The organism is Plantactinospora sp. WMMC1484 (assembly GCF_049315195.1).
Classification (GTDB): Bacteria; Actinomycetota; Actinomycetes; order Mycobacteriales; family Micromonosporaceae; genus Plantactinospora.
This window is the reverse complement of the sequence record NZ_CP186055.1, coordinates 7261030-7282225: the sequence shown is the minus strand read 5'-3', so window position 1 is coordinate 7282225 and position 21196 is coordinate 7261030. Positions and strand designations below refer to the sequence as shown.

The 21196-nt window shown below is 72.4% G+C and carries 18 protein-coding genes; 9 read left to right on the top strand and 9 right to left on the bottom strand.

The window, feature by feature from the left end:
- Nucleotides 1–69 precede the first annotated feature (69 nt).
- Nucleotides 70–3462, top strand: a complete 3393-nt coding sequence (locus ACN28C_RS31310; protein WP_422771084.1) for a BTAD domain-containing putative transcriptional regulator — start codon at nucleotides 70–72, stop codon at nucleotides 3460–3462.
- Between the two features lie 45 nt (nucleotides 3463–3507).
- Here ACN28C_RS31310 and ACN28C_RS31305 read toward each other — a convergent pair whose 3' ends face one another.
- Together ACN28C_RS31305 and ACN28C_RS31300 are read right to left on the bottom strand one after the other, a co-directional pair.
- Nucleotides 3508–4731: a cytochrome P450 family protein gene (locus tag ACN28C_RS31305; protein WP_422771083.1), complete on the bottom strand. Its 1224-nt coding sequence runs from the start codon at nucleotides 4729–4731 to the stop codon at nucleotides 3508–3510.
- A 185-nt stretch (nucleotides 4732–4916) separates the two neighbouring features.
- Nucleotides 4917–6011 carry an alpha/beta hydrolase gene (locus tag ACN28C_RS31300; RefSeq protein WP_422771082.1) on the bottom strand — a complete coding sequence of 365 codons (1095 nt, stop codon included), beginning with the start codon at nucleotides 6009–6011 and terminating at the stop codon, nucleotides 4917–4919.
- A gap of 162 nt (nucleotides 6012–6173) precedes the next feature.
- Here ACN28C_RS31300 and ACN28C_RS31295 point away from each other — a divergent pair, with 162 nt between their 5' ends.
- On the top strand, nucleotides 6174–6884 hold the full coding sequence (locus tag ACN28C_RS31295; protein WP_422771081.1) for a TetR/AcrR family transcriptional regulator: 711 nt from the start codon (nucleotides 6174–6176) through the stop codon (nucleotides 6882–6884).
- A 51-nt stretch (nucleotides 6885–6935) separates the two neighbouring features.
- On the opposite strand, the gene ACN28C_RS31290 is transcribed toward ACN28C_RS31295, so the two are convergent.
- The gene (locus ACN28C_RS31290) at nucleotides 6936–7721 is read right to left on the bottom strand and encodes an SDR family oxidoreductase (protein WP_422771080.1); all 786 of its coding nucleotides are present in this window, start codon (nucleotides 7719–7721) and stop codon (nucleotides 6936–6938) included.
- 235 nt (nucleotides 7722–7956) lie between these two features.
- Between ACN28C_RS31290 and ACN28C_RS31285 the strand changes: the two genes are divergently transcribed.
- The 3 genes from ACN28C_RS31285 to ACN28C_RS31275 all read left to right on the top strand — a co-directional run bounded on the left by ACN28C_RS31285 (nucleotide 7957) and on the right by ACN28C_RS31275 (nucleotide 9840).
- The gene (locus tag ACN28C_RS31285) at nucleotides 7957–8109 is read left to right on the top strand and encodes a hypothetical protein (protein WP_422771079.1); all 153 of its coding nucleotides are present in this window, start codon (nucleotides 7957–7959) and stop codon (nucleotides 8107–8109) included.
- Between the two features lie 82 nt (nucleotides 8110–8191).
- On the top strand, nucleotides 8192–8698 hold the full coding sequence (locus tag ACN28C_RS31280) for a sigma-70 family RNA polymerase sigma factor (RefSeq protein WP_422771078.1): 507 nt from the start codon (nucleotides 8192–8194) through the stop codon (nucleotides 8696–8698).
- An 8-nt stretch (nucleotides 8699–8706) separates the two neighbouring features.
- Nucleotides 8707–9840, top strand: a complete 1134-nt coding sequence (locus ACN28C_RS31275) for a hypothetical protein (RefSeq protein WP_422771077.1) — start codon at nucleotides 8707–8709, stop codon at nucleotides 9838–9840.
- Nucleotides 9841–9993: 153 nt separating this feature from the next.
- Here ACN28C_RS31275 and ACN28C_RS31270 read toward each other — a convergent pair whose 3' ends face one another.
- The 3 genes from ACN28C_RS31270 to ACN28C_RS31260 form a co-directional block, all read right to left on the bottom strand.
- Nucleotides 9994–10899 (bottom strand): carbohydrate ABC transporter permease, encoded by a 906-nt coding sequence (locus ACN28C_RS31270; RefSeq protein WP_422771076.1) that lies wholly within the window; start codon nucleotides 10897–10899, stop codon nucleotides 9994–9996.
- Nucleotides 10896–11789: a carbohydrate ABC transporter permease gene (locus ACN28C_RS31265; RefSeq protein WP_422771075.1), complete on the bottom strand. Its 894-nt coding sequence runs from the start codon at nucleotides 11787–11789 to the stop codon at nucleotides 10896–10898. Before ACN28C_RS31265 ends, ACN28C_RS31270 begins: the two co-directional genes overlap by 4 nt.
- 76 nt (nucleotides 11790–11865) lie before the next feature.
- Nucleotides 11866–13122 (bottom strand): ABC transporter substrate-binding protein, encoded by a 1257-nt coding sequence (locus ACN28C_RS31260; RefSeq protein ID WP_422771074.1) that lies wholly within the window; start codon nucleotides 13120–13122, stop codon nucleotides 11866–11868.
- 324 nt (nucleotides 13123–13446) lie between these two features.
- On the opposite strand from ACN28C_RS31260, the gene ACN28C_RS31255 reads away from it, so the two are divergent.
- Nucleotides 13447–13914, top strand: coding sequence for a PRC-barrel domain-containing protein (locus ACN28C_RS31255; protein WP_422771073.1), 468 nt, complete (start codon nucleotides 13447–13449; stop codon nucleotides 13912–13914).
- Nucleotides 13915–13939: 25 nt separating this feature from the next.
- Nucleotides 13940–14305, top strand: coding sequence for a hypothetical protein (locus tag ACN28C_RS31250; protein ID WP_422771072.1), 366 nt, complete (start codon nucleotides 13940–13942; stop codon nucleotides 14303–14305).
- A 92-nt stretch (nucleotides 14306–14397) separates the two neighbouring features.
- On the opposite strand, the gene ACN28C_RS31245 is transcribed toward ACN28C_RS31250, so the two are convergent.
- Both ACN28C_RS31245 and ACN28C_RS31240 read right to left on the bottom strand, forming a co-directional pair.
- Nucleotides 14398–16227 (bottom strand): glycoside hydrolase family 15 protein, encoded by a 1830-nt coding sequence (locus tag ACN28C_RS31245; protein ID WP_422771071.1) that lies wholly within the window; start codon nucleotides 16225–16227, stop codon nucleotides 14398–14400.
- Between the two features lie 52 nt (nucleotides 16228–16279).
- A complete protein-coding gene (locus tag ACN28C_RS31240) occupies nucleotides 16280–17212 on the bottom strand; it encodes a SigB/SigF/SigG family RNA polymerase sigma factor (protein WP_422771070.1) in 933 nt (310 codons plus the stop codon).
- A 532-nt stretch (nucleotides 17213–17744) separates the two neighbouring features.
- Here ACN28C_RS31240 and ACN28C_RS31235 point away from each other — a divergent pair.
- Nucleotides 17745–20228 carry a SpoIIE family protein phosphatase gene (locus ACN28C_RS31235; protein ID WP_422771069.1) on the top strand — a complete coding sequence of 828 codons (2484 nt, stop codon included), beginning with the start codon at nucleotides 17745–17747 and terminating at the stop codon, nucleotides 20226–20228.
- Nucleotides 20229–20234: 6 nt separating this feature from the next.
- On the opposite strand, the gene ACN28C_RS31230 is transcribed toward ACN28C_RS31235, so the two are convergent.
- Nucleotides 20235–20789 (bottom strand): hypothetical protein, encoded by a 555-nt coding sequence (locus ACN28C_RS31230; RefSeq protein WP_422771068.1) that lies wholly within the window; start codon nucleotides 20787–20789, stop codon nucleotides 20235–20237.
- Nucleotides 20790–21023: 234 nt separating this feature from the next.
- Here ACN28C_RS31230 and fxsA point away from each other — a divergent pair, with 234 nt between their 5' ends.
- Nucleotides 21024–21194: an FxSxx-COOH cyclophane-containing RiPP peptide gene (gene fxsA, locus ACN28C_RS31225; RefSeq protein WP_421491208.1), complete on the top strand. Its 171-nt coding sequence runs from the start codon at nucleotides 21024–21026 to the stop codon at nucleotides 21192–21194.
- Nucleotides 21195–21196 lie beyond the last annotated feature (2 nt).

Genomic DNA, 21196 nt, shown 5'->3' with positions numbered 1-21196 from the left:
TCCGGCCCACGATGTGCCGCGCTTCTTGGCCCGAACTTGGCTGCGACTTGCGGACGTAGCATTTGTCCAATGGTGCTGCTGCGGGTGCTCGGGCCGATCGAGGCCGACGTGCACGGCCAACAGATCGACCTGGGCGGGCCGAAGCAGCGGGCGGCGCTGGCGCTGCTCGTCATCGGCCGGGGTGAGGCGGTCTCGATCGACCGGCTCATCGAGCAGCTGTGGCGGGGCGAGCCGCCGCCACGGGCGATCGCCTCGCTGCAGGCGTTCGTGTCGAACCTCCGCCGGCTGCTCGAGCCGGACCGCCCGCGACGGGCCCCGGCCACCGTACTGGTGACCGTCCCGCCGGGATACGCCTTGCGGCTGCCGGAGGAGGCGGTCGACGCCTGGCGCTTCGAGCGGGCGGTGCGGCAGGCCAGGGAGGCCCCGCCCGGACAGGCCCGGCAGCTCCTCGACGAGGCGCTGGGCTGGTGGCGGGGGGCCGCCTACGCCGAGGTTGCGGACGAGGCATGGGCCGCCGCCGAGATCGCCCGGCTGACCGAACTCCGGCTGGCGGCGCAGGAACTCACCATCGGGGCCGCGCTCGGTACGGGCCGGACGCACGACGCGATATCCATGGCCGACGCCGTCACCCGGGACCATCCGCTCCGTGAGGAGGGCTGGCGGCTGCTCGGGCTCGCGCTCTGGGCATCCGGCCGCCAGGCCGATGCCCTGGCCGCGCTGCGGCGCAACCGCCGGATCCTCCGCGACGAACTGGGCATCGTGCCCGGACCGCCGCTGGTGGCGCTGGAACAGGCGATCCTCAACCAGCGGATGGAGGTGCTGCACGAGGCGGCGCCCCCCGCCGCGGGGCCCGTGCCGGCGGCACCACCGGCCGGGCGCGATCGCCGCGAACCGGACCCGCCGTCCCGCGAGGCCGAGATCTTCGTCGGCCGCGAGAGGGAACTCCGGACGCTCGCCGACGTCGCCGCCACGGCCCGGCGCGGCGGTGCGACCGTGCTCGTCACCGGCGAGGCCGGGGCCGGCAAGTCGGCGCTGCTGGCCCGGGCACGGCGCGACCTGGAGGCCGAGGGCTGGACGGTGCTGGTCGGCCGCTGCCCGGAGTTCGAGGGCGCCCCGCCCGCGTGGGCCTGGGTGGAGGCGCTGCGGGCGCTCGCCCGGCGGCTGCCGCCGGCCGAGCCCGCACCGCTGCGCCCCCTGCTGGACGAGCCCGGAACGCCGCCGCCCACCGATCTTCCGGCCGCCACCGGTGTCCCGCCGGTCCGGGCCGGCGACGACGCCTCCATCGGGCGCTTCCTGCTGAACCAGGCGGCGGGCGCGTGGATCCGGACCGCCGCCATGGCCAATCCGCTCGCGATCGTGCTCGACGACCTGCACCGGGCGGACAGCGAGACCCTGGCCCTGCTGGAGACGGTGACGGATCTGCCCGGCGTCCCGGTGCTGGTGATGACGGCCCACCGGCCCACCGAGGTCGACGACCTCCTCGGCGAGACGCTCGCCGAGATCGCCCGCCGGACGCCGTACCGGCTCGAACTCACCGGTCTCGGTCCGTCCGAGGTGGCGGTGCTGGTGGCGGCGGTCTGCGGCGGGCCGGTCGACCGGGACACGGTGGCCCGGCTCGTCGAGCGCACCGGCGGCAACCCGTTCTATGTCCGGGAGAGCGCCCGCCTGCTGGCCAGCGAGGGGGCCCTGGTGGCCACCTCCGACGTGCCGCAGGGCGTACGCGACGTGCTCCGGCGGCGCCTGGCACGGTTGCCCCGGCCCGCCGTCGCGGTGCTGCGACTCGCCGCCGTCGTCGGCCGGGAGGCGGACGTCGACGTGCTGGTGCTGGCGGCGGAGACGGACGAGGACGGCGTCCTCGACGGTCTCGAGGCCGGACTCATCGCCGGGCTGCTCACCGAACCGGCGCCGGGCCGGGTCCGGTTCGCGCACGCCCTGGTCCGGGACACCCTCTACACCGACCTGACCAGGCTGCGCCGGAGCCGGATGCACACCCGGGTCGCCGACGCCGTCCGGCAGCTCCGCCCCGACGACCTGACGGCCCTGGCACACCACCACGCGCTCTCCGGGACCGCCGCCACGGCGTCCCTCGCGGTCGAGTACGGCGTGCGTGCCGCGGATCTGGCCCGGCAGCGGTACGCCCACGACGCAGAGGCCGAACTGCTGGAACAGGCGATCGAGGCGTTCGTCCGGGTGCCCCTGCCCGCCGACGACCGGGACGAGCGGTTGATCGAGCTGTTCGGCAGGCTGCTGCGGGCACAGGTCCGGGCGGGCGCACTGCCGGCGGCCCGCCGCACCCGTCAGCGTGCCGTCGACGTCGCCGAGCGGGCCGGCCGCGCCGACCTGGTGGCCGCCGCCTTCGCCGCCTGGACCGAACCGACACCCTGGTCGACCCGGTTGTACGGCACCGTCGACCACGGCACGGTCGCGGTACTCGAGCGGCTGCTCGACCGCGACGACCTGGATCCGGAGACGCGTTGCCGGCTGCTGAACGTCTTCGCCACGGAGCTGGACGGCGAGGACGACCCGCGCGTCGCCGGTGCGGCCGAGGAGGCGTTGGCGATCGCGCGTCGGGTCGGCGATCCCAGGCTGCTCGCCGCGACACTGGTGGTCGCGGCGAAGTTCGTGCCGTGGGAGTTGTTCCAGGAACGGCGCGCGAAACTCACCGCGGAACTCCGCACCCTCGCGCAGGCGCACGAGATGCCTGCCTACCGGTGGGCCGGCGAGCACATCGACGGCATGATCGCCGGCGGTCGTGGCGACGCGGCCGGGGTACGCCGACACGCCGAGGCCGCGCTGCGGATCGCCCGCCAGTACGGGATGGCGCAGCCGGAGGTCGTGCACCGGGCCACCCTCGCCATGCTGGACCACGCGCAGGGGCGGTTCGACGAGGCGGAGGCCCGCTACGACGACGTACGCGACCGGATGTCCCGGTACGGCTCGCTACACAGCTGGCGGCTGCACGCCTTCGCCATCTGCACCGTCCGGTTCAGCCAGGGACGGCACGCCGAACTCGAACCACTGGTGCGGGCGCTCTACGACGTGGTGGGCCCGATCGCCGGTGACGCCCTGACGATCGTCCTGGCCCGGCAGGGCCGCCTCGACGAGGCCCGGAAGGTCCGGCGGGCGGTGCAGGTGCGCCCCGACGCCTTCCACGGAATCCTCGCGACGCTGCGCGCCGAGACCGCGGTGCTGCTCGGGCAGCACGATGCCGTTCCCGGGCTGATCCGGCGCCTGCTTCCGCTGCGTGACCAGGTCGCGGGGGCGGCCAGCAACTCGGTGGTGCTGCGGCCGGTCGCACACGCCCTCGGCGACCTGTATCGGCTGACCGGCGACGACCGCGCGGCGGAGCGCGAGTTCACGCACGCCGTGGAGGTCGCGCGTGGCTGGGATTCCGCGCACTGGATGGCGGCGGCGCGCTCCGCGATGAGCGCTGCCGCCGCCCAGCCTGCCGTGCGGAAGTAGCGGGCCCCGCCGTGGGCCGGGGCCCGGGCTGTCCCGGACCGAGGGTCAACGGAGCCGGACCGGCAGTGCGGTCAGGCTGTTGACGATCATCGACGGGCTCCGGGTGAGGGTTTCGACGGGGACGCCGAGCCGGAGCGCCGGGAAGCGGTCGAGTAGTGCCCCGATCGCGATCTGCCCCTGGAGCCGGGCGAGCGGCGCGCCGAGACAGTAGTGCAGGCCGTGCCCGAAGGCGAGGTGGGCGGCGGCCGGGCGGGTGACGTCGAGCCGGTCCCCGCCGGGGAAGCGGGCCGGGTCGCGGTTGGCGGCGAGCACCGAGATCATCACCAGCTCGTCCGCGGGGATGGTGACGCCGCCGACCTCCACCGGCTCGACGGTGAGGTACGGCAGGGTGCCCTGCACCGGCCCGTCGTAGCGGAGCAGTTCCTCGATCGCGTCGGCGAGCCGGTCCGGCTCGGCCCGCACCAGCGCGAGCTGGTCGGGGTTGGCCAGCAACGCGAGGACGCCGTTGGCGATGAGGTTGACGGTGGTCTCGTGCCCGGCGAACACCAGCAGGTACACCATCGAGGTGAGTTCGTCCCCGTCGAGCCGGTCCCCGCCGTCGCGTGCCGCGATCAGGTCGCTGAGCAGGTCGTCCTCGGGACTCCGGCGCTTGCGCGCGATCAACTCGCGGGTGTATCCGTGCAGTTTGGTGGCGGCCGCCGCGGCCACCTCGGGGGAGACGATCCCGGGCGCCATCAGCGGTACGGCCCAGCCCCGGAAGTCCTCCCGTCCCTCCTCGGGAATGCCGACCAGCTCGGTGATCACGGCGATCGGCAGCGGGTACGCGAGCGAGGCCACCAGGTCGGCCTCGTCGTCGCCGTCGAGGGCGCCCAGCAGGTCGGTGGTCAGCGTCCGGATCCGGGGCTCCAGCGAGTCGATCCGGCGTCGGGTGAAGGCCTTGGTCGCCAGCCTGCGCAGCCGACCGTGGTCGGGCGGGTCGGCGGTCAGCATGTGGGTGTGCAGCCCGCGCGCCACGTCCGGGGGGAGCCGGCTGCCGGGCGGTGACCACCGGGCCCGTGCCTCCCAGCCGCCCTTGACCAGTCGCGGATCGGTCAGCAGGCTCCGCGCCTCCTCGTGCCCGGTGACCAGCCACAGCGGTACGCCGGTCGGCATGGCGATCCGGTGGACGCTGCCCGTCCGGGCGTACTCGGCGTAGATCTCGTGCCGCTGGCCCTCGACGGTCGCCGTGAACGGGCTGGCGATGCGGTGGCTGCCGGTGGATGTCGACATCTCTGCTCCTCTCCCGGAGGACTCCAGCGTGGCCGGCGCCGCTCGGCGCCGCGTCGACGCCGGATAGACGCGCGGACCGCCCGCCCGGTCCGGCGCGGTGGAGTCCTGCTCCGTGGCGTCGAGTCCCGCCCGGCGGGCTCCGTGACGTTGGGCCCGCCCGGCGGGCTCCGCGACGTTGGGGCCTGTCACGCGGGGTCGAGTTGGGCCAGGAGGAAGTCGACGACGGCCGCCCGGGTCTGCACCGCCTCGGGCATGTCCGGTTCCCAGTGGTATCCGTGCCACATCCCCTCGCCGACGAGCAGGCGCGACTCGACACCGGCGGCGTCGAGCTTCCAGAACTGCCGGGTGGCGTCGCTGAGGTTGAAGTCGCGGGTGCCGGTGGTGAGCACCGTGGCGGGGAAGTCGGCGGGGTACTCTGCGTAGACCGGGGATAGCCCGGGCGCCTTCAGGTCCTCGCCGGGTGCGTAGAACTTCTCCGGAACGCCGACGCGGATGTTGGTCACCAGGCTGTCCCGGCCGTTGTTGGCGACCACGCTGTCGCCGACGCCGGTGAGATCGGTGCAGGGCGTGAAGAGGGCTATTCCGGCGATCATCGGTAGGCCCTGCTTCTTCGCCTCCAGGAGCATGGAGAGCAGGAGATTGCCGCCGGCCGAGCTGGCGAAGGCGACGACCTGACCGGGATCGCGGCCGGTGACCAGGGCGCGGTAGACGGCGAGGATCTCGTTGACGGCGACCGGATAGCGGGCCTGCGGGGCGAGGGTGTATTCGACGGAGTAGACCGGCATGCCGAGTTCCTGCGCCATCAGCAGCCCGACCCGGTCGCGGCTGGTTCCGAGTACGAAACCGCCGCCGTGCACGTTGATCGCGATCCGGTTCGCGTTCTCCGGCCGGACGGTCGGCGGTGTCACCACCGTCACCGGTACTCCCGCCAGCACAGTCTGGTCGAGCCTGAGGTCGAACCGGTCGATGAGCCGGTCCTCGACCACCGTCTCCTCGGCGACGAAATCCTGCTGGCTTTCCCGGACCACCTCCTCGGTGGCGACATAGCGAACGGCGACGTCGGGGATCGTCAGTGTCGTCGCGTCCTCGAGGTAGGCGGCCGCCTCCTCGCTGATCGTCGCGCGCTGGACGTCCGTGATCCCCAGGGGCTGGTTGCCGTAGTTCGTCGCGACGACTCCGGCCGTGGCGCCGAGGGTGAGCACGAGTGCGGCGGAGATCCAGAGCCACCAGCGCCTGCGGCGTGGCCGCCGGGGTGTCTCGTCCGTTGCCTGATCCGGCATCTGCACATTCCTCCGTCGGTGATCGAAGTCGGCCGGGGTCCGGCTCCCACAGTAACGGACAGCCGGTCTCTTAACAAAGAACCGGCTGGCTGTTATTTTGGGGAAGGCGGGCGGGATCGTCACCGGGCCGGTAGGGAACCGCTGGTCTGATACGGTCGGGCGGTGGTCGAGGTCTCCGCCGGCTTCCAGCGCGCACGCCGCCCCGAGCAGGTGGAGGCCCGCCGGAAAGTGATCCTGGAGACCGCCCGGACGATGCTGCGGGAGCAGCCGGTGACCGAGATCAGCCTGCGCGAACTCAGCAACCGGGTCGGTCTCGCACGGTCGAACGTGCTGCGCTACTTCGACAGCCGCGAGGCCATCTTTCTGGAGATCATGGACGAGGCCTGGCAGGCCTGGCTGGCGACGGTCGAGGAGCGACTCCGCGAACCGCCTCCGCCGGATCGGGCACCGCCGGGCCGGACGCCGCCCGACCGCTTCGGCACGGAGATCCGGGTCGCGTCGATCGTCGCCGAGACCGTCGCCGCGCAACCGCTGCTCTGCGAACTGATCAGCCTGATGGCCGGCGTGCTGGAGCGACACATCTCGCTCGACTTCGCCCGTGACTTCAAGCGCCGTGCCGCGGTCAACAGCGCCCGGCTCGCCACCCTGGTCCGCGCGGAGCTGCCGCAGCTGTCCGAGGCTGCCGCCGGCCGGTTCGCCGGTGCGGTCTTCGTCGTCGTGGCCGGGCTCTGGCCGTACGCGACTCCGACCGAGACCGTCGTCACGGTCATCCGGGAGATGGGTGCCGCACACCCCGGCGAGACCTTCACCGACGACCTCCGTGACGGCCTGATCACCCAGCTCATCGGCCTCACGGTCCGCGAGGCCGGCTGAGCGCCATGCGGCGGGGACGTCCGGCGGGGCGGCACCCCGCCGGACGCGGCGTCACCAGACCTGGTCGCCCCGCAGGATCGCGTCCGCCCCGCCGTCGCAGTAGATGACCTGGCCCGTCACGTGGGTGTTCTCGGGGCTTGCCAGCCAGGCCAGCAGTCCGGCGGGGACGGCCGGCTCGGCGACACCGTTCAGCGGGCTGGGCGAGACCTGCTCCAGGATGGCCCGCTCGGACGGCGTGGCGAGGATGTCCCGGGTCATCGCGGTCAGCACCACGCCGGGGCCGACCGCGTTGAGCGGGATCCCGGCGCCGGCCCACTCCGGCCCGGCCGCCGTGCGCCGTACCCAGCGGGCCAGCGCCACCTTGCTGGCGGTGTAGACCTGCGAGCCGGCGGTGAAGACGGCCCGCCCCTCGTCGACCAGGGTTTGGGCCCGGTCGAGCGCGGCGGGTTCGTCGCCGGCCAGGCACGCCGACACGAGGGCCTCGTCGGCCGGGGCGATCGCCGCGATGGAGGTGACCGCGACCGCCCGGGGCGCCGGCGCGGCGGCGAGCAGCGGTCGCAGGCCGGCCAGCGTCGCCAGCATGCCGAAGTAGTTCACCGAGACCGGGGAGGTGTCCGGCTCCGCCGTGCCGGCCACCGCGATGACGGCGTCGATACCGCCGCGGACACGTCCGGCCTCCGCCACCAGGTGCCGGCGGCCTGCCGCCGTGCCGAGGTCGGCGACGATATCCGCGTCCCGGCGGTCGGCGCCGACGACCCGGTGCCCCTCCTTCGCCAGCCGCTCGGCGGTCGCCCGCCCGATGCCGTCGGCCACGCCGGTTACCAGGTACGTCCTCATCGCTCTCTCCCTCACGGATAGCCGAGGACGATCGTCCCGACCGGGCATAGCTGCCCGGTCGACAGCCGATGGACGTCCCGACGCCGGCACTCCGGAGTCGTCCCGGGTGGCGGCGGGGGTGTCGCGATGTGACCCGGGTCTCGACCGCTGTGAGAACCCGCAGGTGGATCGGAGTCGTCTAGCCGCCCGCCGCGCTGGTCTGTGCCGAGGGGAGCCGCACGTCTGCGTCACCCGGGTGCACGCGCCGGCCGGCGGCGCTGCAGGGCCGGCCGGGCAGGCCCTGGCCGAACTCGGCCGGCTGCCCCGCACCGAGCAGTTGGCGCGGCTGGCCGCGTACCGGGACGCGAAGGTCGACTGCGACCGGTGGCTAGCGCCGACCCGTGGCTAGCTGCGGCGAAATTTTCCGGTGCCCGGTGCAACCCCGGCCGCCGGAGCTGCCGTCTTCCCCCCGACGGAAGGAGCGAAGACTGGTGAAGCAGCCCGACGAGGAGGAGTTCCGGCAGTTCGTCGCGGCCAAGCTGGAGGCGCTGCGCGGCTTGGCCTTTCTGACCTGCGGCGACTGGCAGACCGCTGACGATGCCGTCTCCACGGTCCTCAGTAAGTTGTTCGTCCGCTGGTCCGGCGTCGACCGCCCGTACGCGTACGCGTGCCGGATGGTGATGCGCGCGGTCGTGGACGAGCGGCGGCGCCCCTGGCGCAGGGAGCGGACGGTCAGCCCCGAACTCCTCGACCTCGCGCAGGTCGACGAGTCAGAGGTGGTGGACGAGAAGCTGCGCGTGCGGGCCGCGTTGCTGAGCGTACCGCGCGGGCAGCGGGCCGTGCTGGTGCTGCGCTTCTACGAGGAACTGAGCGTGGAGGAGACGGCGGAGATGCTGGGCCGCAGTCCCGGCACTGTCAAGAGCCAGACCGCTCGCGGCCTCGCCGCCCTGCGGGCCGTGCTCGCCGCCCAGGACGTCCCGACACCGAGCACAATCTAGGAGACAACGTGAGTGACATGCGTCAGCTGTTGGAGATTGCCAAGTCCGACTCGCCGCCCGCGCGGATGACCGTCGACGACATCGTCGTCTCCGGTCGGCGCCGGGTGCGGCGCCGCAGACTCGGCAGGAGTGCCGGCGCGGTCGGCGGGGCGTCGATGGCCGTGGCCGCCCTCGTACTGGCGACGACGGCGCTGCTTCCCGAGGGGAGCGGACCGGGCGATGCCGCGGCCGTCGGCGGCCCGGTCGCGGGGCAGCAGGGGGCGGACGCCGCGGCGTCCGGCTTTGCCCACACCTTCACCGGGTACGAACTCGGCGACTACCGGGTCGTGGATTCAATGCAGGTCACGTCCGGCTACCAGAGCACCGCCATCGAACGTTCGAACCTGGACGTGGGTGACGGGCCCGCCATCACCGTGCACGCCGGCACCCTCACCGTCTACCGGCCCGGCGTCTTCCGGCCCGAGCGGTTCAGCTCCGGTAGCCGCGTCGTCGTGCAGGGCCGGGAGGGGTACGCGACCACCCTGGGTGTCCAGATGCGGTTCGGGGACGCCGGCACGGACGCGGACGGTCGCCGCACTCTCCGCACCGAGACGGTGCAGCTGCCGGCGCTTGCCTGGCAGTACGCCGACGGCGCCTGGGCCACGATCGAGTCGGACAACATCGGTGAGCGGGGTGTGCCGGCGCAGATCCAGCAGCAACTCGCCGAACGGTTCGCCGTGGGCCAGCCGACGCAGGCGCGGCTGCCCTACCGGGCGAGCTACCTGCCGGCGGGATGGCAGCTGGTCAGTGCCGGTCGCAGCCTGGTGCCGGGCGACACCGCGGTGGCGCTCGCGCAGTACGCCAGGCAGGCGCCCGACTTCGGCTCCCTGACGACCCGGGTCGACCTCGACGATCCGGAGACGCCGTACCTGCGTGTCAGCGTCGCGCCGGTGGAGACCGAGGGACCATATGCGCACCCGGTGACGCCACCCTGCTCCACGGAGGGGCACTTCTGCGACGTGAAGATCGACAGCCGGTACTACGCGGAGGTCCAGGACCAGTCCGGCACGCTGTCGACAGACGAGATCAAGAAGATCGCCGAGGGTCTGGAGTTCGCGGATCCCGCCGAGCCCAGCGGCTGGTACCCCGTGGCGGGCCGCTGATCCGGGCGGAACGTCCGGTTCGGCGCCCTTGACCGGTCCGGGCTCGGTGCCGTACTCGGCCGAGCCCGGACCGCGCCTCGGCGGAGCCCGGACCGCGCCTCGGCCGAGCCCGGACCACATCCTCCTGTCTCGGTCGGTCCGCCCGGCGGCCGATCAGTTCTTGACGGAGCCGGCCATCAGGCCGCCGATGAACCAGCGGCCGAGCAGTACGTAGATCACCAGGTTGGGCAGAGAGGTGATGAACGCGCCGGCCATCGAGGCCGCGTAGTCCGGGGACTGGGCGCCGGCCAAGGCGTTCAGGGCGATCGTGATCGGTCCGTTGCGGGTGTTGGAGAGGAAGATCGCGAAAAGGAAGTCGTTCCAGGCGGAGGTGAACTGCCAGATGATCGCCACCACGAAACCCGGGGCGGAGAGCGGCAGGATGACCGACCAAAACGTCCGCAGCACGCCGGCACCGTCCACCCGGCCGGCCTCGACCAGGTCCTCCGGGATGGTGGTGGCATAGTAGTTGCGGAAGATCAGCGTGCAGATCGGGATGCCGTAGACGCAGTGCACGAAGACCAGCGTCGGGATGCCGGGCGGCAGGCCGATCGTGGTGACGATGTCCCGCAGCGGGATCATCACCGCCTGGTATGGGATGAACATGCCGAACAGGATCAGCGTGAACACCACGTCCGCGCCGGGAAATCGCCAGCGGGAGAGCACGAAGCCGTTCGCCGCACCGAGCAGCGACGAGATGACGGCCACCGGTGCGGCGAGCGCGATCGTGCGCAGGAACGAGGGGCGTAGCGCATCCCACGCCTTCGCCCAGGATTCCAGGGTCCACTCCCGGGGCAGGTTCCACTGCCCGGAGACCCCGATCTCGGCACCCGACTTGAAGCTCGTCACCACCAGCACGTACGCCGGCATCAGGACGACCATCAGGAAGAACAGCACCAGGGCGTACCTGACCAGCTGCCCGGCGACGGTCATCGGCGCCCGGCGGCCGGTGCGGGCGCTCCGGGCCGGTGGACGGCGGACCGCGGCGGGTGGCGGTGCGGGATTCGTCGTGGCGGTCATGAGCGCTTCTCCGCCCGGTTGACGTGGCGCAGGTACGGCACGACCACCACCGCCACGATGAGCAGCAGGATCACGCTGATCGCGGCGGCCTTGGCGTAGTCGCTGGTGAGCAGCGCCTGCCACACGTAGACGGCGGGCACCTCGGTCAGCCACTGTGCGCCGGAGACGCTCATGATCAGGTCGAACATCTTCATGGACATGTGGCCGACGATGATCAGTGCCGAGAGCGCGACCGGGGTGAGCTGCGGGAAGATCACCCGTCGGTAGAGTTGGAAGGTGGAGGCGCCGTCGACGGCCGCGGCCTCGCGCAGCTCGTGCGGTATGCCCCGGAATCCGGCCAGGAACAGGGCCATCACGTATCCGGTTATCTGCCAGATCGCCGGCATCGCCATCGCCGCCATGCCCCAGGTCGGGTTGGTCCACCACTCGCTCTGCAGGACGTCCAGGTGCATCGCCTGGAAGAGCCGGTTCAGCCCGCCGGCCCGCTCGCCGGTGCTCGGGTTCATCAGCCACCGCCACACCACTCCGGACGCGACGAAGCTGATCGCCATCGGGAAGAGGTACACGGTGCGGAAGAAGCCCTCCCCGCGTACGCCCCGCTCGAGCAGGAAGGCCCAGAGCAGGCCCAGCAGCATGGCGCCGGCCAGGAACACCACGGTGAAGACTGCGAGGTTCCGCAGCGAGTGAACGAACCGGCCGTTGATGTCCTCGGTGAAGAGATAGACGTAGTTGTCCAATCCGACGAAGCCGCGCGAACCGAGCGCGTCGTGCTGTTCCGAGAGGGAGACCTTGACCGTCCAGCCGATCAGGCCGTAGACGAAGACCGCCAGCAGTATCAGCGAGGGCGATATCAGCAGGAGCCCTGGCCCCCACTGGCGCACGTTCCGCATCGGGCAACTCCTGGTGTGGGGTGTAAGGGTGGGGCGGCGTGCGCGGGTGGGGCGGTACACCGCCCCACCCGCGAGGTCAGCCGGCGCCGTACCGGGTAGCGGCCTGTGCCAGCGCGTCCTGGAGCGCGCCCGCGTTTCGGTCGGTGGAGAACTTCGCCACGGCGGAGTTGGCTGCCTCCAACATGCCCTGCGAGCAGGCCGAGCCGTGCGCACAGGACGGCACCGGCGTGGCCGTCCCCCAGTCGGCCATCGCGGTCTGCTGATACGCCGGGTAGTTCGCCGGGTCGGCGTCGGTGCGCGCCGGGATGGAGCCCTTCTTGGTGTTGAACTCCCGCTGGCCGTCGCTGCTGCCGACAGTGCGCAGCCAGCACCGCGCGCCCTCCGGGTTGGGGGCGCCGCGCGGCAGAGTGAACGAGTCGGCCAGCCACTGGAAGGTCTCGCCGTTGCCGGGGAACGTGAAGTAGCCGTAGTCGCGGAACCCCTTCGCGTCGAGGTCGGCGGCCTCCCAGTCACCCATCAGCTGAAAGCCTGCCTGACCGTTCATCAGCAGCCGTTCCGCGTCGGTCCAGTCCAGCGCGTCCCGGTCGGCGTTGGCGTAGCCGAGCAGCCGGTCGTAGTCCGCGATCGCCCGGGTGACGTCGGCGCCGCGCCAGTCGGTGCCGCCGTCCCAGAGGCCGGTGAACTGCTGCGGGCCCAGGTCGGTGATGAGCACCGTCTCCAGCAGCATCAGCTGGGTCCAGTCCGTCCCGACCGCCAGCGGGGCGCTGACGCCGTTGGCCCTGACCGCGTCCAGCGCGGCGATGAACTCGGCCATCGTGGTCGGGGCCTCGGTCACGCCGGCGTCGGCGAGTACCTGCTCGTTCGTCCACACCACGTTGGCCCGGTGGATGTTCGCCGGCACCGAATAGATCTTGCCCTCGTGGGTGAGGTTTTCGATGAGTCCGTCCGGAAACGCCTCCCGGAGACCCCATTCGTCGTAGCCGGCGCTGAGGTCCTCGAGCTGGCCGGCCGTGATGTAGTCCACCAACTCCGCGCCCGCGTGCGCCTGGAACGTGTCCGGCGGGGAGCCGGTCTGCAGGCGTGAGGCGAGCACCTGCTTGGCGTTCGCCCCGGCACCGCCGGCAACCGCGCCGTTCTCGAAGGTCTGTGCGGGGCACTGGTCGTTGAAGACGCCGACGAGCGCGTCGAGGCCGGCCTTCTCGCCGCCGTCGGCCCACCAGGTGAAGACCTCGACCGTGTCGTCGCCGCCTCCCGCGTCGTCGCCGCAGGCGGTGAGCGCCAGCAGTGCCGCCATGGCCGTCGCCGTCATCGCGGTCAGTCGTGAAGATCGCATGGTCCCTCCTGACCGTTCGGATCGCTGTCCGGATCTGGAAGATCGTTTTGGATCTGAAAGATTGCCTCTCGGATGTGGAGCGGTGACACCTCTGCGGCGCCGGGGCCCCTCTGTCGCGCTGGGCGGGCCGCCGCCTACCCCATGGACAGCGTTTCCAACCATCGGCAGACGCCGATGTCGTGGAGCTGCCCCGCGCGGGCACCCGGTGCGCATGTTTCGGCTGTGACCGGGCGGGTAGCCGCGCCGACGACCGTCCGGATTGAGCAGGGGTGGGTTGGCCCGACCCGGATCATCCGCCCCCAGGACTCGAAGGAGATAGAGGTCATGGCAGACGAGAGGGCGACCCTGGTCCGGCTCTCGGACTCGGACCGTGTGCTGGCCGACCCGGCCGAGGATGTCCGCGGCCGCAAGGTCCGGGACGCCGACGGGGAGGAGCTCGGCACGGTCGAGGAGCTACTGGTCGACGCCGGGGAGTGGAGAATCCGCTTCCTCCGCGTCGAGCACGGCGGGATCCTGGGCTTCGGCGCCACACCGTCGTTCATCCCGGTGGAGGCGGTCAAGGGCGTCTCCGACGACGAGGTGACGGTGGACCAGGGGCGGCAGCGGGTGGCCGGCGCGCCCCGCTACGACCCCGACCTGGTCGACCAGCAGCCGTACTACGAGAGCCTCTACGGCTACTACGGCTACCCGCCGTTCTGGACCCCCGGCTACCTGTACTCCGGCTTCCCGTACCACCCGTCCCGCCGTCCGGCGGAGGCCGGAGAGGTGCGGCACGGCGGCACTCGGGGGTGATTCCGGCGGAAGGAGGTGGACGTCGATGACCGACCTGTCCGATGGACCGGGCCGCCCGATCGGAAAGGTCCGCGCCGGTATGCGGGTCGTGGACGCCGAAGGGGAGATGGTGGGCACCGTCACCCAGGTCACCGTCGGCGACAGGCCGGCGGGAGGCGGCATCCGGCCCGACCGGGAAGCGGACGGCTGGGCCGCTGGCGTGCTCGGCAGGGACGCACCCGACCTGGAACACCGCCAGGCTGAGCGGTTGATGGCCGGCGGCTATCTGAGGGTGATCGGCACCGGGGTGCACGGCGTGGACCGCTACGTCGCGGCCGACCAGATTTCCGAGGTCGACGACCCGACGGTGTTTCTCCGGGTGGGCCGTGACCAGCTCATGGCGGAGCAGTAGAGGTGCGGGCCACGGCTCGGCGCCTGCGGGGCCGCGGCTGCGGCTCGGTGCCTGCGGGGGCGAGGGCGTGCCTGCGGGGGCGAGGGCGCGGCTCAGCGACGCGCCTCTTCGGCGCGGTGCCGGGCCGGCCCCGCCGCCTGGGTGAGGTTGAGCGCGGTGTTCACCAACTGCAGGTGCGACAGGGCCTGCGGGAAGTTGCCGACCAGACGCGCGGCGTCCACGTCGTACTCCTCGGCGAGCAGGCCGACGTCGTTGCCGACCTCCAGCAGGCGTTCGAACGTGGCCCGCGCGCGGCCGAGATCGCCGCGCAGCAGGTAGTTGTCGGCGAGCCAGAAGCTGGCGGCCAGGAACGCGCCCTCGCCGGGCGGAAGGCCGTCCGCCTCGGCGTCCCGGCCGTGTCCTGCCCCCGGCCGGCGTTCGTGCCGGTAGCGGTGGACGAAACCGTCCTGGCACAGGTCCCGCTCGATGGCGGCGACGGTGCCGACGATCCGGGGGTCGGTGGCCGGTAGGAAGCCGACGGGCGCCATCAGCAGCAGCGCGGCGTCGACCTCCGGCGAGCCGTACGAGCGGGTGAAGGTGTTGCGGCCCGCGTCGTACCCCTTGGCGCAGACCTCGTCGAAGATCTCGGCGCGCAACCGACGCCATCGCGGCACCGGCCCGTCCAGGTCGAACCGTTCCACGTCCTTGACGGCGCGGTCCGCCGCCACCCACGCCATCACCTTCGAGTGGGTGAAGTGTCGGCGCGGTCCACGGATTTCCCAGATGCCCTCGTCGGGATCGCTCCAGCGCGACTCCAGGAAGTCCAGCAGATCCCGCTGCACCCGCCAGGCGTCCGGATCGGGCTCGATGCCGCTGGAGCGGGCCTGGTGCAGGGCGTCCATCAGTTCCCCGTACACGTCGAGCTGGAACTGGCCGGCGGCGGCGTTGCCGATCCGTACCGGTGTGGAGCCGGCGTAACCGGGCAGCCAGTCCAGCTCCATCTCGGTGAGTCGCCGCTCACCGTGCAGGCCGTACATGATCTGCATCTGGTCAGGGCGCCCCGCGACCGCGCGGAGCAGCCACTCCCGCCACGCCACCGCCTCCCGGGTGTACCCGGCGTCGAGGAAGGCGAGCAGGGTGAAGGTGGCGTCGCGGATCCAGCAGTACCGGTAGTCCCAGTTGCGGACGCCGCCGAGTCGCTCGGGCAGCGAGGTGGTGGGTGCGGCGAGGATGCCGCCGGTCGGCGCGTAGGTGAGCGCCTTCAGCGTGAGCAGCGACCGGATCAGCGGATCCCGGTACCGGCCGCCCACGGTGCACCGGTCCGCCCAGCCCTGCCACCAGTCCCGGGTACCCGCGATGGCGGCAGCGGCGGGCGGGAGCTGCCCGGCGGACTCACCCTGGCGCAGGTACGTCAGACACAGGTCGACGGAGTCGCCCGCGTTCACCCGAAAGCGTCCGGAGAGGGTGCCGTCCCGGAACTGGAGCGGCACGGGCGAGTCGACGGCAACAGTGTGCGGGCCGGCGATGGCCATGACCCGGTCGCCGTCCCGGCGCAGCCACGGCTCGGAGAGCCCGTAGTCGAAGCGCAGCCGTATCTCGGTGTCCACCTCGACGCTGCCCCGCACTCCCTCGACCCGCCGGATCAGACTGTCGTGCGCGCCCTCCACGGGCATGCAGTCGGTCACCCGTACGGCGCCGCCGCTCTCGGTGGTGAAGTCGGTGGCCAGTACGAGACTGTGGCCGAGATAGCGTCTGGCCGTGCCGGTCCGGCCGGCGGGTGACAGACTCCAGCGCCCGTGCACCGGCTCTCCGAGCAGCGCGGCGAAACAGGCGTCCGAATCGAAGCGCGGCAGGCAGAGCCAGTCGACACTGCCGTTGCGGCCGATCAGGGCCCCGGTCCGGGTGTTGCCGACGAACGCGTAATCCTCCAGCGGCAGGGACATGTCCCCATCCTCTCCAAGCGGTGGCCGACCGGTCGCCCTTTCCGGGCGGCGCTCACGCGGTGCCGGAGCTGGCGCCGAATGACGTTGCCGGTTCCGGCCTGGTGCCGGCCCCGGGCTCGGTGTCGGTGTCGGGGTCGGGTTCGGTGTCGGGGTCGGCGGACAGGTGTTCGCGGAGCTGGTCCAGGGACTGGCGGATCAACCGGGAGACGTGCATCTGCGACATCCCGACGCGGGCGGCGATCTGCGTCTGCGACAGGTTCTCGAAGAACCGCAGATACATGATCGTCCTTTCGCGTTCGGGCAGGGTGCAGAGCGCGGGATGGACGACCAGACGCGCCTCGGCACGCCGGTAGCTCGGGTCGTCGTCGCCGACCCCGTCGAGCAGGAGCTCCGTGCGTACGCCGGGCCCGTCCAGCGACAGGGCGTCGTGGCAGGTGGCCGCGTAGAGGCCGTCGATGAGTTCCTCCTCGGCGACGGCCAGGTGGTCGGCGAGTTCCGCGAGGGTGGGCGAGCGGTGCAGACGTTGTGCCAGCGCGTCGGAGGCGGCGGCGATCCGCCGGCGTAGCTCCTGGAATCGGCGGGGCACGTGCACCATCCAGGTGCAGTCCCGGAAGTGCCGTTTGACCTCCCCCAGGATGGTGGGGATGGCGAAGCCGAGGAAGTGCTCGCCCACCGCCGGGTCGTACCGGTCGACGGCGTTGACCAACGCGAGGGCCGCCACCTGGCGCAGGTCCTCCAGGGGCTCGCCGTGGTTGCGGTAGCGGCGTACCAGGCGGTGCGCGATCGGCAGGCTCAGCGTGATCACCTGCTCGCGCAGGCGTGCCCGGGCCACCGTGCCGGCTGGCTCGGTGCACATGCGGTGCAGCAGGTGATCGATCGTCGCCTCGGTGCGGGCCCGCTCGGTCGCATCGAATCGGTCGGGTCGTGGGGCGGTCGGACGGGTGGCGGTGGTCGTGGCCGTGTGCGGGGTGACAGCGGTGGTCATGGGGCACTCCTGCAGGCAGCGGCCGGCGTCTTCGGCGCGCGCAGGGGCGCGGTGGCGACGTGACGCCCGGCCGGAAGGGCCGTGGGCAGGGGCACCCTGGTCTCGAGTGCCGCCAGGCGGCGGACGGCATGCTGCCGAACTCGCACACCTGTCGAGTCGACCGCTCCGAGCGTCGCGCTCCGGGGAGCGACGTGCTCGGGCGGCTCCACCGAACGCTATCGCATCTGGCGCCCGAGCCGGGTCGCAGTGCGTCCGCTGTTACGTAGCTGTCATAGAACCGTGCAGTCGCGTACGCACCGACCGCCGGCCGTCCGCGCGGCGGCGCTTGCCAGCCGGTGTCGGGCGCCGGGCGGCCCGCTTGCCGGAGAAGTCCCTGTTACACGCCCGTCATGCGATTGTGCCGGCAACTACACGTTATCGCGGCCGGGACGGGGAAACCTCTCCGAGGAGAAGGCTTCCGGGGAACGTTCCGAAGAGATCGAAGGAGGGAGCGGAGGGCAACCTTCCGGCGCGCCCAAGGAGGGAGACACACGTGTCCGACCGGGAGAGTGCGGCGCGGTCGTTGGAGGCCACCGTGGCACGACTCCGTGCCGAGGTCGCCGGGCTGCGCCAGGCGATGCGGCACCGCGCGATGATCGAGCAGGCCAAGGGCGTCATGGCGGCCCGGCTCGGCGTACCGCCGGAGCAGGCGTTCGACCACCTGCTACGGCTGTCCCAGAACACGAACACCAAGGTCAGCGGGGTGGCCGCCGCCGTCGTGGGCACCGCCACCCCCGAGCCGGCGGCCCCGGTACCCGAGCCGGCGACAGCCGAGCAGTTGCGGTTAAGGGTGGCCGAGGACCTGTCGATCCGGCAGCCCCGCCGGCCGGTGCCGCCGCAGGCGCGTTCCCCGGCGGCGGAGGCGTTGCACAGCCACCACCAGATCGTCGGGGCGCGGGCGGCGGCGGCGCGGGACTACGACGAACTCGCCGAGGCGCTGGTGCTGGCGACACCAGGCTGGCCGCAGCCGCGGGCGGTACTGATCTGCGGGCTGGAGCCGGACGGCGCACTGCGCCTGCTGGGTGGGCATGGGCTGACCGTGGTGCAGCGATCGCAGTGGAAACGCATGCCGCCGCAGATGGAGGTTCCGGTGACCCGGGCGGTGCGCTGCCGGGCACCGGTCGTCGCGAACACCCCGGCGGAGGTCAAGCAGGAGTTCCCTTCGCTGGCCGACAGCAGCGACCCGCCGTCGGCGGCGCTGGCATTGCCACTGACGGACGGCGACGAGGTGATTGGCAGCGTCGGCCTGAGCTGGTCCAGCCCGTTGGAGATGGAGGCCGGGGCGGAGCGCTACCTGTTCGCGTTGGGTGGCCCGGTCGGCGCGCGTGCCCGGGAACTGGCGGCCGGCCCGGAGAGCCTCGTGGAGTTCGGCGAGCCGTGGCTGCCCATCCCGCTGGAGGCGATGCACAACCCGGCGGTGCTGCTGACCCCGCTGCGGACGGGTTCCCCGGTCGCCGCCGACTTCCGGGTGCGCCGGGCGAACACGTACGCGCAGGCGCTGTGCCGGGAGGCCGGGGTCGACCTGGCCGGCGCGACACTGCTCTCGCTGTTCCCGTACGCGGGCAGTCAGGACCTCCTGACCGCCTGCCGGGAGGTGCTCGCCGGGACGCCGTTGCGCCACCTGGACCTGGTCCGGCTGCGGACGGCGGACCTGTGCGGCCGGGCCAGCGACAGCCTCAGTGCCCGGGTCGCCGCGGTGGCGGACAAGGTGCTGCTGGTGTGGCATCCGCACACGGCGGCGGAGGCCAGCTACGAGCAGCTGCTGCGGGCCGAGGCGGTCTCCGGGGTCGGCTCGTTCCGCCGGGATCCGTCGGGGGGCGTACTGCACCTCTCGCCGTACCTGCGGGAACTGCTCGGGGTCGACGACGGGCGGCTCAGCACGCTCGACGCGGTCATCGACCAGCTGCATCCGGCGGACCGGGCGGCGGCACGGCGCCTGCTGGCGGAGCCGCCGGCCGGGAACCGCGACGTGCGGGCCAGTCACGAGTTCCGTGGGGCCGGACGGCTCACCGGCCGGTCGCTGCGGGTCGGCGTGGAGCCGCCAGGGAACGGCGCGGGTGAGGCGGCGATGCTCGTCGGCACGGTCCAGGACGTCACCGAGGAGCGGCTGCTGCGGGCGCGGCTGCGCCAGCGCGACGTGGTCTTGGCCGGACATCGCCGGACGGCCGCCGTCCGGGAGGGTCTCGTCACGGCCATGCTGCCGGCACCGGAGCCGCTGGCCGGCCCGGACGTGAGCGCGGACGGTGCCGGCACACCGGCGCGCCGGAGTGCCGGCGCCCACTGGTACGACGCGACGGAGCTGCCCGGCGGCGACGTCTTGCTGGTGGTGGGACACGTGCCGGGGGAGGAGACCGCGGCCGTGGTCGACGCCGGGCGGGTGCGGCAGGCGCTCCGCTCGTACGCGCTGGTGCGGCAGGAACCGGCCGAGCTCCTGGCATCCGCCAACACCCTGCTCCGGTTCGACCGTCCCGGGCTGACGGCCGGCGTCGTGCTCGCCCGGTACACCCCGGCTGACCGGCGCCTCCGCTGGGCGGCCGCCGGGCGGGCCGCCCCGGCGTATTTCCGCGGAAGGGACTCCGGCACCGTGCTGGCCGGCACCTGTGACCCGCCGCTGGGCACCGACCCGGCAGCCGCGTACCGGGAGGAGACGCTGGTGGTCCGCTCCGGCGACCGCCTGCTGCTACACACCCATGGACTCGCGCACCGGCCGCCGCGGGGCCGGTCGTCGCTGATGGACCGGATCGTCCACGCCGGAGCCCGGATCCAGCCGGAGGCGGTTACCACCCTGCTCGACGGGGCCGGCCAGGGTGAGGACCTCTGCGTGCTGCTCGCCCGCTTCCGCACCGGCAACGCTGGCAGCGCCGGCAACGCTGGCAGCGCCGGCAGCGCCGGCAGCGGCGGCAGCGACGGCGGCAGCGGCGCTGGCAGGTCTGGCGGCACCGGCGGTACCAGCCGGCACGGCAGCCGCCGTCGGTGAGGTGGCCTACCGGCGCAGCCTGGTCCCGGTCCGGAACCGGACCTCCGGGAAGGAAACCTCTGCGGGCTCGGCGAAGTGCCGGCTGTCCAGCGGGTCCTGGCGTACGAACCGGGGCACCCCCACCCGGACGGCCACGTCGAACGGGCCCTCGCCGGGCACCCGGGCATTGGTTCCGTACTGGTGCAGGAACGGGTGCCACAGGAAGGGCAGGTTCGTGGTGAACAGCCCGTCCCCGCCGGAGAGGACGGTGACGGTGACGTCGAGTTGTGGCACGAACCGGCCGTCACCGGCGTCGGCGACCACGACCGTCAGGTGGGTGTTCGCGTCTGGGGGCGGCTCGGTCCAGACGAGCCGGCCGTCCCGGGCGGCGTAGGTGCCCTCGGCGGCCCGGGTGCTGAACCCGATCAGGTAGCCGCCGGCACGGGCCTCCCGGATGCCGTTCTCGACGGCCATCGCCTCGACCGCCAACCGGTACGCCTCGCCCTGGACGGCGGCGATGTCCCGTTGACGCGCGATGATCTCGTCACCGGTCCGCATCGGGGGTGTCGCCGGTTCATCCATCAGCCAACCTCCGTTCCTTCGGATGGGCGGACCTGCGACTAACCTCCACCGGACGAGCCAAACACGATCCTCCGGCGGACGGTCGCACGCGGTGGCATGATTGCCGGCCGTCGGGTCGGTCCTCGCCGGGGCGTCAAGACCGCTAACATTTGCTCTGCGATTGGCGTGTCCTTCGGCGTAATGCGCCGAATTGCCGGATGCTAGGGGCAGTATCGATCACCCAGGGTGGGTTGCATGGAACCTTCGGCCGAAAGTGCTCACTTCGACCTTGTCGATCTGACCGGCGTGAGCCTGGCCAAGCTCAACGAGTTGCCGCAGACCGTCTTCGTCGGCTCGTTACGGAGGATCCTCGAAGACATCGAAGAGCCCCACGACGTGGTGGCCGGATGGAACTCGGCCATGTAGGC